Source organism: Acinetobacter sp. Ag2 (genome assembly GCF_001005515.1).
GTDB classification, from domain to species: domain Bacteria; phylum Pseudomonadota; class Gammaproteobacteria; order Pseudomonadales; family Moraxellaceae; genus Acinetobacter; species Acinetobacter bereziniae.
This window is the reverse complement of record NZ_LBNA01000013.1, coordinates 1-13,478: the sequence shown is the minus strand read 5'-3', so window position 1 is coordinate 13,478 and position 13,478 is coordinate 1. Positions and strand designations below refer to the sequence as shown.

Here is a 13,478-nt window from a genome sequence, read left to right as displayed (position 1 = left end):
TGTCGTACTTCACTGCAAACTTATCAGTTTCACCTTGCGCTTCATTTAACGTGTTGGTCTCTTGGTGAATGCTAGTTTCTGTGTTGCCACTGCCATCTTTAACCGTCAACGCTGTGTTATCTACACCTGCAATCGTATTGCCTGAACTGTCTTTAACTGAAATACCATCTTTACCAATCACAGTTGAACCATTGGTGCCATTGGTTCCATCGTTCACGGTAATGCCAGTTAAGTTGTTGAGGTTTTTATTTAACTCAATCGCAACCTGACCACCTGCAACTTTCGTGGTGATGTTGCTGTCAGCACCGACAACTTCTACTGCTTCACCTAATTTCTTGTTCACAGTCGTACCATCTTGCGCTTTTAATCCAAAGCCCAAATTGGTTAATGCTGTACCTGCATCATCTACATACTTCTTGTTAGCAGCATCTGTGTTATTTGTTGGTGCTGCTACATTGGTAATCGCTTTACCACCAGCATTAATACCTGATGTGTTGTTAATAACAACACCACCAACCGTAACTTGGTCAGCTGTTACACCTGCATTGTTAATCGTGGTATTACCCGTTTTAACGCTACCAGTTGCTCCTAAATCCAAGTTTGGATTTAGCTTAACCTGTACACCATCAGTTGTCGCAACTGTACTAATGTTCGTATCACCCGTAATCGAAACGGTGTCACCTAATTTCTTGGTATTGCTTGTGGTTGCTGTATCACCTTTAAATTTTAGACCTGCGGTATCTACAGCATTTTTTGCATCTACACCTTTTTGAATATCGGTTTTTGTAGTCGCTGACAAGTCTACTTTATAGTCAGTGACATTATTTGCATCTTTCGTGCCTGGTGTTACGGTAACTGCTGAAGAACCTGCTGATGCAGTCGTACCATTGGCATTTACTGTATAAACGTCTTGACCGTTTGCACCTGTCGTTTTTACTACGCCAGATACATTGCTTCCAGCTGCGACTTCTGTTCTTGATGCCGCTGCTTTTGAGTCTACATAAGTTTTATTGGTCGCATCTGTACCTGCTGTTGGTGCATTATTAACTGTGACTTTGTTTGCGGTAACTTGAGTTGCCGTAACACCAGCATTGTTAATTACAGTTGAACCCGTAGTAACGCTACCTGTAGTACCTAAGTCCAATGTATTGGATAGTGCAACTTCTACTTTGCCTGCATTTACTTTTGTACTGATGTTGCTGTTTGAACCAACAATATCAACTGCTTCACCTAATTTCTTGTTCACAGTCGTACCATCTTGCGCTTTTAATCCAAAGCCCAAATTGGTTAATGCTGTACCTGCGTCATCTACATACTTCTTGTTAGCAGCATCTGTGTTATTTGTTGGTGCTGCTACATTGGTAATCGCTTTACCACCAGCATTAATACCTGATGTGTTGTTAATAACAACACCACCAACCGTAACTTGGTCAGCTGTTACACCTGCATTGTTAATCGTGGTATTACCCGTTTTAACGCTACCAGTTGCTCCTAAATCTAAGTTTGGATTTAACTTAACCTGTACACCATCAGTTGTTGCAACTGTACTAATGTTCGTATCACCCGTAATCGAAACGGTGTCACCTAATTTCTTGGTATTGCTTGTGGTTGCTGTATCACCTTTAAATTTTAGACCTGCAGTATCTACAGCATTTTTTGCATCTACACCTTTTTGAATATCGGTTTTTGTAGTCGCTGACAAGTCTACTTTATAGTCAGTGACATTATTTGCATCTTTCGTGCCTGGTGTTACGGTAACTGCTGAAGAACCTGCTGATGCAGTCGTACCATTGGCATTTACTGTATAAATATCTTGACCGTTTGCGCCTGTCGTTTTTACTACACCAGATACATTGCTTCCAGCTGCGACTTCTGTTCTTGATGCTGCTGCTTTTGAGTCTACATAAGTCTTGTTGGTCGCATCTGTACCTGCTGTTGGTGCAGCAACATTTGTGATCGCTAACCCGCCTGCATTAATACCTGTTGTTTTATTAATAACAACACCACCAACCGTAACTTGGTCAGCTGTTACACCTGCATTGTTAATCGTGGTATTACCCGTTTTAACGCTACCAGTTGCTCCTAAATCCAAGTTTGGATTTAGCTTAACCTGTACACCATCAGTTGTCGCAACTGTACTAATGTTCGTATCACCCGTAATCGAAACGGTGTCACCTAATTTCTTGGTATTGCTTGTGGTTGCTGTATCACCTTTAAATTTTAGACCTGCGGTATCTACAGCATTTTTTGCATCTACACCTTTTTGAATATCGGTTTTTGTAGTCGCTGACAAGTCTACTTTATAGTCAGTGACATTATTTGCATCTTTCGTGCCTGGTGTTACGGTAACTGCTGAAGAACCTGCTGATGCAGTCGTACCATTGGCATTTACTGTATAAATATCTTGACCGTTTGCGCCTGTCGTTTTTACTACACCAGATACATTGCTTCCAGCTGCGACTTCTGTTCTTGATGCTGCTGCTTTTGAGTCTACATAAGTCTTGTTGGTCGCATCTGTACCTGCTGTTGGTGCAGCAACATTACTGATTACAGTATTGGCTGCATTAATGCCACCAGTTGTAACACTTGGACCACCAGTAATGGTTAAACCAGTATTATCTAATTTACTATTCCCAGTAGTAACTGTTGTAAAAGTTGGATTATCAGAAATAGAAACTTTAATTTGATTTGTAGTAACCGCAGTAGAAATATTTTTACTATCGCCAATCACTGCAATAGATGAACCTAATTTCTGGTTGGTCGTTCCTGTGGTTCCGTTGAAGGTAATTGCTTTAACTACCTCATTGTTTAACGCATTCACTGCTGCGCCAACATTGTTGACAGTTGTTGTGCTTGCATCTGTTTTTGTGATTGTATAGCTTGGAGCTGTTATACCACCAGCCGTCGTACCAGCAGCTGCGCCACCGCCTAAAGCCGCAGCTGTATCTGTCGCAACCTTAGCTAACTCAGTATTTGTATTGAATAATTGACTGCCATTCACTGCATCTGTGCTAGAAGCTGTGACTTGACCCGCTGCAACATTTTGTATTTGTCGCTTTATTGAACCAGAACCAACACTTACAACACCTGTACTTGCAGTACCAGTTGCTGTGTAAGATTTACCATTGATTGTTTGTGCTGTACTATTTACGGATGCAGAAGTCGTTGAGCTAGCTCCTAAAGCAATACTACCTGCAATTGATGCATTTGCCCCATCCCCTATAGCCACAGTAGTAGCCGCCGAAGCATTACTTCTTGCACCCAAAGCCACTGCACCAGTACCAGCTGCTGCGACAGTAGACTGTGCACCAATTGCAACAGCATCCGTTCCAGCAGACTGAGCGCCTCTCGTTGCATTACCACCGATAGCCACAGCACCGCTACCAGAAGCCGTAACAGCATTTGCCACAGATAATACATTTCCTGCAGCAGTCCCTGTCGCAGTACCACCCAATGCCACAGCATTTTGCCCAGTTGACTGAGTGCCTTCACCAATTGCCGTACTCCCAGCAGCAGTAGCGCGACTCTCAACACCTACAGCTGTACCAAAAGCATTGGCTTGACTATTGTGACCTAAAGCTGTTCCTGCTGTCCCCGTAACTTCTGAGAAGCTTCCAAATACTGTTGCAGCAAGATTATTGTTCCCTTTGGCATTACAGCCTGCAACCAAAGAATATGTTCCCGAACCATCAGTTGCTTGTGAACCTGTAGTTCCAGGATTTATATTTCCTACAGCCCCAGCAGAACCTGTTACACAACTTGTATCCGTATTTATGATCGCTGCAGATGCTTCAGGACTAAACGTTACCATCAAGCTAACTGTCGCAGCGCCAATAATTCCCGTTACTTTAGAAGATTTGGTTTTCCCTTTTGCCAATTCAGATACTGCAACCCATGCCAACAAAGTCGCATTCCAAATCACTTTGTAGATTTTATTCATATCACTTTTCCTTAGGAGATGCATTTTTGACAGTAGGTTCTGCTTTAACAATGCATATAAAATGTACAATTTTTTTTATTTAACAATTTACATACAATGAAAGCAATCAAAAAAATGAGATATATTTCACTTTTTTTAACTTTTAAACCAATTGGTTTAATTTTTTTGAAATTAAGCTATATTATTTTACATTTTTAATATTTTACATTTAAAAAACATAGAGTTATATTTATCTTCAGTATTGTAAAGTTTTACTAAAATCACATTTTTTCTAATTAATTATGTGACAAATTTTGTCACATTTGTTAAAAATAAGTGTGACACATTCCTCAAAATTATATTTTATTAAGTTTACATTCTTTGTGTTTACAATTTTTCTTAATAGCTTTTTATTTTTATCTTTCACTACTTTGTGTTTTTCTGAGTAATATTTATTAATTTTGTTTAGAAAAACTTTACAAAACACAAAAAACAGATCATTATTTCAATATGTAAGAAACCATACTCTGAAAAATGATTCTAATTTTTATAAAACATAGTCTATTAAATGTGATTTAAATCACATTATTTTTTAATATCACCCATACTGCGATCAAAATATCATCAAATTCATTAATCAAAAGAAACATATCAGATCTATAGATACGTCAAAATCATAAATAAATAGCTTTGTGTCAAAATAATATAATTAATTTTCACATTTGGAGAAAATCAAATTTTCATTTGAAAATCCCACCATAGAACCATGTTTGCTATAATTGCCTTTAAAATTTAATCTGAGCACAACCTTTGAAGATCATTTTTGCAGGCACACCCGAATTTGCAGCTTCAGCATTAGCAGCACTGATTCAAACTGACCACGAAATCGTCGCTGTGTATACTCAACCGGACCGTAAGTCAGGTCGTGGACAAAAATTGACAGCTTCAGCAGTAAAACAACTTGCGTTAACGCATGATTTACCTGTTTATCAACCCCTGCATTTCAAGGCATCCACTGAAGAAGGCTTAGCGGCTCAACAAGAGCTTGCAGCTTTAGGTGCTGATGTGATGGTGGTTGCTGCTTATGGTTTAATCTTGCCCCAAAGTATTTTAGACACACCTAAATACGGTTGTTTAAATATTCATGGTTCATTATTACCTCGTTGGCGTGGTGCTGCGCCCATTCAGCGTGCAATTGCCACAGGTGATACTGAAACTGGGGTGACAATTATGAAAATGGCAGCTGGATTAGATACAGGGGACATGTTGTATAAGACCCTTTGCCCAATTACAACAATGGATACTTCCGCAAGCTTGTATGAAAAACTTGCAACTCAAGGTGCACAAGCAATCTGCACAGTGCTTGAATCAGAGCAAAAATTACAACAATACTTAGAAGCACGTGAAGTTCAAGACGAACAATTCACCGTTTACGCCCACAAACTGACTAAGGCAGAAGCCCAGATTGATTGGCGCAAATCTGCTATTGAAATTGACCGCACTATCCGCGCATTTAACCCTTGGCCTGTTGCCTTTACTCCAATTGATGAAAGCAATAATCTACGAATCTGGAATGCAACAATTTCTGATGTAATTGCAAACGGTGAAGACGTCGGAACGATTATTGAAATGGACAAGCAAGGCGTACATGTGGTCTGTGGTGAAGGCGTAGTTTGTCTCACCAGTTTACAGTGGCCTGGAGGCAAAGCCCTTAATCCCGTTCAAATCATCCAAGGTCATAAACTATCTATAGGACATCAATTCGCATGAGTCAAATTCAATCCTCTGCAAAAAATTTGAATTTGCGTGCCCAAGTGATTAAAACCCTTGTTGCTGTTCAAAATGGTCAATCTTTAGCATCTGTGTTGAACCAACATATCAACACCGTTTCTGAACGTGATCGTAGTTTATACCATGAACTAACATTGGGCTGCCTACGTCAATGGTATTCCTTAAAAGCCGTTACGCTTCCGCTATTAACAAAACCATTAGACAATGAAGCGCTTGAAAGTTGCTTATATCTTGGGTTATACCAACTCTTATGTACGCGTATTCCTGCACATGCAGCGATTTCAGAAACAGTCAATGCAGCTAAACAACTAGGATTTGAGCCAATGAGCGGCTTGGTCAATGCTATCCTTCGTCGTGTTTCACGTGAAACATCAGAATTTGAAACTGCGCTGAGTCAAACGCATGGCTTACCGAGTTGGCTGTTCAAACGACTAAAAAAAGATTGGACAAACCAAGTTGATGAAATCTGTCAAAACTTAAAACAAGTTGCACCACTGACTTTGCGTATCAATGAACGTCAGATTAGTCGTGATGAATATCTAGATATCTTAGAGGAAGAACAGATTGATGCTCGACCTTGTATGCTTTCTGATGTTGGTATTGTACTCGAACAAACTGGAAATATTACCCATTTGCCGGGCTTTGAAGAAGGTGGATTTTCCGTTCAAGATGAACACGCTCAACTCTGTGCCACCTTGTTACCAAATTTAGATGATAAAATTATTATCGATGCATGTGCAGCGCCTGGTGGAAAGACAGCACATATTTTAGAGCGCTTTAATCCACAAAAATTAATTGCGCTTGATCATGATGCTAAACGCCTCTTACGTGTTTCTGAAAATTTGGAACGTCTAGAATTAAATGCCTATGCTGACGTAGAAATCATCACAGCTGATGCTACAACATGGACTTATACGCAACCTGTAGATTGCATTATCCTAGATGCGCCTTGTTCTGCAATCGGTGTAATGCGTCGTCATCCAGATATTCGCTTACTCAGACAGTCTACAGATATTCAACAAGTGGTCGATTTGCAAAAGCAAATTTTGAATCATATGTGGCAACAACTTAAAGTCGGTGGAACCCTGCTTTATATCACCTGTTCAATTCTTAAAGCTGAAAATGAACAACAAATGGTGGAATTCTTTGCAGAACATACAGATGCCGAAGAAATAAAAATTGATGCTGATTGGGGAATTGAACAAATTCATGGTCGTCAATTACTTCCGCAAACTGATCATGGTGATGGTTTTTATTATTGTCGAATCAAAAAACTCGCTTAACAGACTAAAAAAGCAGGCAATATAGCCTGCTTTTTTGACTTTAGATGAATAGTTAAATCAAAGTGTATGTTGATCTTTAACTTCTTCAAGAACCTCGTCTAATTCTTCAGGATTTTTCATGAGGTGTAAGATCGAGAGAATTAATCCTCCCCATAAAAACACCATTGAAATAATCATCATAATAATAGCTGATGTATTCATTTTGCTGCTCCTATCGATCTTTCATTTTGCTGAGTACTAAAGCCACCACAGCACAGAAAATCACACTGCCCCAACCAAAGAACATCAACATACTTGCACTATATGTATCGTATCCATTTTTAATCAAACTAAAAATGGTCATACATAAAGTTACCAGCAAAATCAAAGAAGTGATGACGGTTAATGTGAAATCCCAACCTTTACCTAATTGAACAGTTGAAATACGGTTCACATGATCACGCAACTCGATCAATGCAGAACGTTTAAACCATGCCACTGCAATAATTGACAATAGTGCACCACCAATAATACCAATATTGTTGATAAAATGATCGACAATATCAACCAGTTTAATTGCATTCACACTTGAAAATAAGAAGATCGAAACAATCGCACTACCACCACCAATGATAGTCACGGCTTTTTTACGTCCCCACTTTAACTTGTCTTGCATTGCCGCAATGGGTACTTCAAGGATACTCACCATTGAAGAAATACCAGCCACAAATAAAGAAGAGAAGAACAATAAACCAAATAAATCAGCACCAGCTCCTAAACTCGAAATGATTTTAGGGAACGCAATGAATGCCAAACCGATACCACCACTCACGACTTGATCAACAGGCTTCCCTGCTGCAAATGCCATAAAACCAAGCGCAGCAAAAATACCAATACCTGCCAAGATTTCAGTTGACGCATTGGCAAAACCAACAATCAGACCAGAACCAGTCAAGTTGGTTTTCGGTTTAAGATAAGATGCATAGGTCACCATGATCCCGAAACCAACTGAAAGAGAAAAGAAAGTATGACCAAATGCCGCGAGCCAAACTTTATAGTCCCACATCGCTGCCCAGTTTGGGGTAAAGAATGCATTCAAACCTTGCACTGCACCTGGTAAGCGTAATGCCTGAATCACAAGAATAGTGAATAGAATAAACAACAATGGCATGAAAATTTTGTTCGATAATTCAACACCTTTCTTGACACCACCAAATAAAATGATCAGAGTAAGTGCCCAAATTCCAACGATAGGCCAAAATAAATGACCTACAAATTGGAAATCAAAACCAGTTGCTTTAGATGTTTGTAGATAGGTATTAAAGAAGAAATTTTCAGGATCATTTCCCCATAACTGACCAATAGAGAAGTACACATAACTGCCTGCCCAAGTCAGCACACTGGCATAATATAAACCAATAATGATACAGACACAGACTTGCCACCAACCTAAAGTTTCACCTCCTTTGAATAAAGCACGATACGCTTTAGGTGGAGAGTTATTGCTTTTATGCCCTGTTGCATAATCCAAAAATAATAGAGGTAAACCAGCAGTAATTAATGCTATTAAATAAGGAATTAAAAATGCACCACCACCATTTTCATAAGCAACATAAGGAAAACGCCAAATATTACCTAAACCCACAGCCGATCCAACAGCTGCAATAATAAAACCCGATCGTGATGTCCAGTTTTCACGAGATTCTGTCATAAAACACCTAATTCTGTAGATGTCCTCCAATGCCGCTTTTTGTCATTGTCATCTGCGAGCAAAAGAAGTACCAATTTTAAAATTTTGTTGTTCGAATAAAACAGCACCTTTTGAGCACTTTGTTGTTATTCCAAACCAGTCATTGTGTTGATTGCTTGGTTAAAGCGCTTCAATAGAAAACGACTGTTTAATGGACTAACAATACCTGTTTTATATCGATTTATCTGTAAATTGTGAAAATTTTCTTGGTTTTTTTATACCATTTATCTCTTATGGCTATTTTTTATCTCACCCTGTCGAAATAATGATCTGATTTACTGTTAATTTCAGCTTTTTAGACGTGTTAATTAAAAAGATAAGCAATATATACGGATCTGTATGCTTTTATTTTTTGATTGATCGACCATAAATCAACTTTTAATCATGAGCTGAGACGATCACCAATTGCTTATCAACACTTGGAAAAATACACCTCATATTCCCTAGGGAGAATATTTTTAACAACTTTTTATTTGAGTAAAAAAAACTATTTTGCATGCCCTACAACAAAAAGAAATAAGTTAAGGCATTACAAAAAAGAGTCTATTTAAACCATAAAAGTTGTCTGCTTTAACAAACTTAAAAGCATAGATTTTTTTCTAAAGCATCCTAAGAATTTCAAGATGAATCGCTTTGCTTGATTTAAAAGTTGTCCAAAATCTTTTTATGATCAATGGTCTATTAGGGACTTGAGTTTTTAGGTAAACGATAATGCCCTATAATTTTATAGCTCAATAAAATATCGTTTTCACGTGTTCCATAACCAATGTTATGAATCACCAAAGGAGTTTTGGATAAAAGTGTTGTCTTATCTGAAATAATGCCAATGTGGGTGAGTCCTTTGCCTAAATCCCAAGTGACAATATCACCCGCTTGATATTTCTGATCATTGACTTGATAACCTTGTCGTTGAAAATAAGTCATGATGTTGGGTACCCGTCGATGATCAATATTTTTATCAGTCGATTTTAAACCCCACTTTTGCGGATATTTTTTAAAATTTCGTTGCATATCCTCATGAATTAACTTTTGTAAATCAATGTTTTGATGACGTAAAGCACGAATCACCACATCAGTACATACACCTTTGACCAAAGGTACATCGCCCATTGGATACTTGAGTTGGGTATAGCTCGGATCATAATAAAGTGTTTTCCAGATTTGTGATCGCGCGTCATTGACTAGTTTTTCAGCCTGAAATGCCCAAATTTGCACACTAACTAAGGACAGGAAAACCAATGAAATCCACTGAGGTAAAGTTTTTATTATCATTTTTCACTCTATTCAAAAAATTAACAAAACAAGGAGCCGAGGCTCCTTTAATATGGCTTATTGTTTAATCACAAGCAAGCGCTCTTCTTGCATGTCACGAATAGCGAATTGAATACCTTCACGTCCCAGCCCTGAATCTTTGACACCGCCATAAGGCATATTATCCACTCTAAAAGTCGGTATATCATTGATAATTACCCCACCCACTTCTAAATGATCCCATGCATAGAGCATTTTATTGAGATTTTGTGTATAGATCCCTGCCTGTAGACCAAAACGACTTGTGTTAATCATCTCAATCCCTTTTTCAAAGTTTTTATACTTTTCTAAAATTGCCACTGGACCAAACGCTTCATTTTGATAAATCTCAAGTGACTCGTCTACATTTTCTAGCAACGTTGGCTCAAATAAAACACCTGATAAAGCACCACCCAATAAAATTTTAGTGCCTTTTTTCTCTGCTTTATCGAGCCATTTTTTTAATCGGAGTGCTTCAGATGCTTTAATCATTGGACCAACAATTGTGGTTTCTAAACTTGGATCTGCTGCACGTATCTTTTTCAGTTTCGCTACCAACTTCTTCTTAAACTCTGTATAAATATCGGCATGAACAAGAATCCGTTGCACACTGATACAGACTTGACCAGCATGACTATATGCACCACTTATCACTCGATCAAACAGTGCATCATTGAGCTCTGTATCTGGCTCAATCAACACAGCGGCATTACCCCCTAACTCTAAGGTAACTTTTTTACGTCCTGCTCGCGCTTTCATATCCCAACCAACTTGATCCGAGCCAGTAAAACTTAATAATTTAAAACGATCATCAGTCACCAACACATCCGCATGTTCACGCGGACAGGGTAAAACTGAAAATGCACCTTTAGGCAAATCTGTTTCCGCTAAAATTTCTGCGATTTTTAATGCAGAAATGGGTGTCAAACTGGCTGGTTTAAGTACAAATGGACAACCTGCTGCTATCGCAGGTGCTATTTTATGTGCAGTTAAATTCAGCGGAAAATTAAAAGGACTAATTAAGGAAATTGCGCCAATTGGTACATGCTGCACCATTCCTCGGTACGCAGATGCAGCAGCTGTCACTGCTAAAGGCATCAAATGACCATTACTCATCGTGGATACGGCATCTGCGGCAATTTGAAAAGTATTAATCAATCTCTCAACTTCTGCTGCGGCAGCAAGTTTTGGCTTTCCACCTTCCACAATCAAAAGCTGAGTTAATTCTTCACGCAATTCTTTAAAACGACCAACACAGTGTAAAAGTATTTTTTGCTTTTGAAAGGGTTTCAGTGCTGCCATTTCCTTTTCAGCGTTTACTGCTGCACTGATCGATTTTTCTAAGGTTTTTGCATCAGCTAAAGCGACTTTTGCATATAGCTGACCAGAAAACTTGTCATAGACCTCGAGCCATTTCCCTGTTTTTACTGCCTTATTTGCGACATAAAGTGGTAGTTCAAACACTGTATCGTCAATAGTCTCACTCATGTTATATCCTCGATTTCATCTTTTTTAATAATGCAAAATTTGATAAACCTCTATATCATGCCCACAGTTTCTGCTGTATTGAATCCTATTTAAGTAACAAAAATATCAGATGAAAAATTATTTCATCAAGAAGGAAATATGAAAGCTATTCAATTGCCATTATTTATTGCAGCACTAGGTTTAAGCTCATTTGCCCAAGCTGATTTTATTGGTTTAACTGGTGATGTAAGTTACTGGTCTTACGATGGGAAAATTAAAAATACCAAGCCCTTAAATAGTGAGAATGATATTGATCGAGATAATGGTATTCAAGCTTCTATAGCTTTTGAACACCCTATTCCTCTTTTACCTAATGTCAAAATTAAATACACCAATATAGATAGTACAACGGAGAACAATACGAGTTCACCTAACTCCGATAAAGTTAAATTCACCAATACAGATTATATTTTGTATTATGAAATACTTGATAATATCGTGAGCGCCGATATAGGTTTTGGTCTCGCAAATGTTGATAGTGATATTAAGCAATATGATGCACTTCAGTACGTTAATAACACTATTTCTGGCAATGTACCTATCGCCTATGCATCTATAGGTGGAAAATTACCTTTTACAGGTTTGAGTACTAAAGGAGAAATTGTTGTTGGAAGTGACGGAGATACAACAATGACCGATGTACAAGCAGAGCTTCAATATAATTTTGTACAAAGTCTACTGTTAGATGTTGGCGCTAAAGTAGGCTATCGCTATCTGAATATTGATGCTGATAAAGATGATCTAAAGTACAAATTAGATTTTAAAGGTCCATATATTGGCTTAAATGCACACTTTTAATCATTAAAACCGTTATCTTGAATGTCGATGATCTCAGCATTTTCTTAGATACGCTGAGGATTTTTTTAGATATCTAGTATATTACCAATATATAACCCTCAGGCAAGGATATCTGAGGGTTTTTATTTTTCTAGTTAAAACAATTGAACGAAATCGAATTACCCGTTAAAAATCTACCACTTCATGAAAGTCATGCCTTCAATTTCATCAAGTTGAATGTACTCTGTCTGTTTCTGTACAATCTTAATCGCTTCTTCTAAGCTTAACCTTTTTGTATAAGAGCCTTTTTGATCAGGTATAGGTATATCTGCATCTAATGAATGATCAGAGTTCACAATAAACTGTAAGGTTCGATCATTTTTATCAACAATTCCTAAAAAATTTTCTGGTCGAATTAAAACCGATTGCATAAGTTCTATGATTTCATCTATAGATGCATATTGAGTTTGAGCGGGTAAAATTTCATCACCATCATAATCGGTGAAGAAAAATTGGAAAATGAGCATATTGATTATTTTCTCATCATTAGTGATTCTTTTTTAACACAAAGTACAGCCTGCCTCAATGGCGTAAAATGCATGTATTACATCCATTTAAATAAATGCGATGCTAAAATAATTATGCCATATAGCTTTTTTCTTCCTTTTCCATCATTTCTATCTTTTCTTTACGCATAAAAAAACACCCTCAACATTTTAGTTGAGGGTGTTTTAAGAATTAAAAGCTGGCGATGACTTACTCTCACATGGGTAACCCCACACTACCATCAGCGCTAAGAGGTTTCACTTCTGAGTTCGGGAAGGGATCAGGTGGTTCACTCTTGCTATTGTCGCCAGCAAACTGTTATGGACTTTTTCGGGTCTTATGGGTATGCCTTACTTTGTTCCAAATGAGTTTAACAGAAGAACATTTGAGTTGAATATTTTAACTAGCTTTACAACTAAATCAAGTTTCTTTGATCTTTTATGAATCAAATGATGCTTCATATACAACTGCTGGGGTGTTGTATAGTCAAGCCTCACGAGCAATTAGTATTGGTCAGCTTCATGCGTCACCGCACTTCCACATCCAACCTATCAACGTCGTAGTCTTCAACAGCTCTTTAGAGGACATAACGTCCTAGGGAAATCTTATCTTGGGG

General features: G+C 38.0%; 9 protein-coding genes and 2 rRNA genes. 3 read left to right on the top strand and 8 right to left on the bottom strand.

The genetic code is table 11. From position 1 onward, the window contains the following. The coding region (locus AAV97_RS00320) for an ESPR-type extended signal peptide-containing protein (protein ID WP_046759490.1) at positions 1-3,940 on the bottom strand (3,940 nt) is incomplete at its 3' end. A gap of 789 nt (positions 3,941-4,729) precedes the next feature. Between AAV97_RS00320 and fmt the strand changes: the two genes are divergently transcribed. Next, positions 4,730-5,689 carry a methionyl-tRNA formyltransferase gene (gene fmt, locus AAV97_RS00315; RefSeq protein ID WP_046759489.1) on the top strand — a complete coding sequence of 320 codons (960 nt, stop codon included), beginning with the start codon at positions 4,730-4,732 and terminating at the stop codon, positions 5,687-5,689. Beyond that, the gene (rsmB, locus tag AAV97_RS00310) at positions 5,686-6,993 is read left to right on the top strand and encodes a 16S rRNA (cytosine(967)-C(5))-methyltransferase RsmB (protein ID WP_046759488.1); all 1,308 of its coding nucleotides are present in this window, start codon (positions 5,686-5,688) and stop codon (positions 6,991-6,993) included. The genes fmt and rsmB overlap by 4 nt, the downstream gene beginning before the upstream one ends. Positions 6,994-7,050: 57 nt before the next feature. Here the strand turns inward: rsmB and AAV97_RS20725 are convergent, their stop codons facing one another. From AAV97_RS20725 to AAV97_RS00295, 4 genes are all read right to left on the bottom strand, one after another. Next, positions 7,051-7,194: a methionine/alanine import family NSS transporter small subunit gene (locus AAV97_RS20725; protein ID WP_004823942.1), complete on the bottom strand. Its 144-nt coding sequence runs from the start codon at positions 7,192-7,194 to the stop codon at positions 7,051-7,053. Positions 7,195-7,204: 10 nt separating this feature from the next. Beyond that, positions 7,205-8,683 (bottom strand): sodium-dependent transporter, encoded by a 1,479-nt coding sequence (locus AAV97_RS00305; RefSeq protein ID WP_046759487.1) that lies wholly within the window; start codon positions 8,681-8,683, stop codon positions 7,205-7,207. Between the two features lie 720 nt (positions 8,684-9,403). Continuing rightward, positions 9,404-9,994 (bottom strand): DUF1287 domain-containing protein, encoded by a 591-nt coding sequence (locus AAV97_RS00300; protein WP_005034921.1) that lies wholly within the window; start codon positions 9,992-9,994, stop codon positions 9,404-9,406. Between the two features lie 57 nt (positions 9,995-10,051). Continuing rightward, on the bottom strand, positions 10,052-11,500 hold the full coding sequence (locus tag AAV97_RS00295; RefSeq protein WP_005034917.1) for an aldehyde dehydrogenase family protein: 1,449 nt from the start codon (positions 11,498-11,500) through the stop codon (positions 10,052-10,054). A gap of 138 nt (positions 11,501-11,638) precedes the next feature. On the opposite strand from AAV97_RS00295, the gene AAV97_RS00290 reads away from it, so the two are divergent. Then, positions 11,639-12,337 (top strand): TIGR04219 family outer membrane beta-barrel protein, encoded by a 699-nt coding sequence (locus AAV97_RS00290; RefSeq protein ID WP_042087966.1) that lies wholly within the window; start codon positions 11,639-11,641, stop codon positions 12,335-12,337. A 173-nt stretch (positions 12,338-12,510) separates the two neighbouring features. On the opposite strand, the gene AAV97_RS00285 is transcribed toward AAV97_RS00290, so the two are convergent. From AAV97_RS00285 to AAV97_RS00275, 3 genes are all read right to left on the bottom strand, one after another. Further along, positions 12,511-12,843 carry a hypothetical protein gene (locus AAV97_RS00285; protein ID WP_046759486.1) on the bottom strand — a complete coding sequence of 111 codons (333 nt, stop codon included), beginning with the start codon at positions 12,841-12,843 and terminating at the stop codon, positions 12,511-12,513. Positions 12,844-13,059: 216 nt separating this feature from the next. After that, positions 13,060-13,174: ribosomal RNA gene (gene rrf, locus AAV97_RS00280) — 5S ribosomal RNA — on the bottom strand. A gap of 170 nt (positions 13,175-13,344) precedes the next feature. Continuing rightward, positions 13,345-13,478 (bottom strand): 23S ribosomal RNA (locus AAV97_RS00275); the annotation flags it as partial.

What these genes read in the sequence shown, in the direction of transcription:
- rsmB (WP_046759488.1), top strand. Translation starts at nt 5,686, where the DNA reads ATGAGTCAAATTCAATCCTCTGCAAAAAATTTGAATTTGCGTGCCCAA.
- AAV97_RS20725 (WP_004823942.1), bottom strand. Translation starts at nt 7,194, where the DNA reads ATGAATACATCAGCTATTATTATGATGATTATTTCAATGGTGTTTTTA.
- AAV97_RS00305 (WP_046759487.1), bottom strand. Translation starts at nt 8,683, where the DNA reads ATGACAGAATCTCGTGAAAACTGGACATCACGATCGGGTTTTATTATT.
- AAV97_RS00300 (WP_005034921.1), bottom strand. Translation starts at nt 9,994, where the DNA reads ATGATAATAAAAACTTTACCTCAGTGGATTTCATTGGTTTTCCTGTCC.
- AAV97_RS00295 (WP_005034917.1), bottom strand. Translation starts at nt 11,500, where the DNA reads ATGAGTGAGACTATTGACGATACAGTGTTTGAACTACCACTTTATGTC.
- AAV97_RS00290 (WP_042087966.1), top strand. Translation starts at nt 11,639, where the DNA reads ATGAAAGCTATTCAATTGCCATTATTTATTGCAGCACTAGGTTTAAGC.
- AAV97_RS00285 (WP_046759486.1), bottom strand. Translation starts at nt 12,843, where the DNA reads ATGCTCATTTTCCAATTTTTCTTCACCGATTATGATGGTGATGAAATT.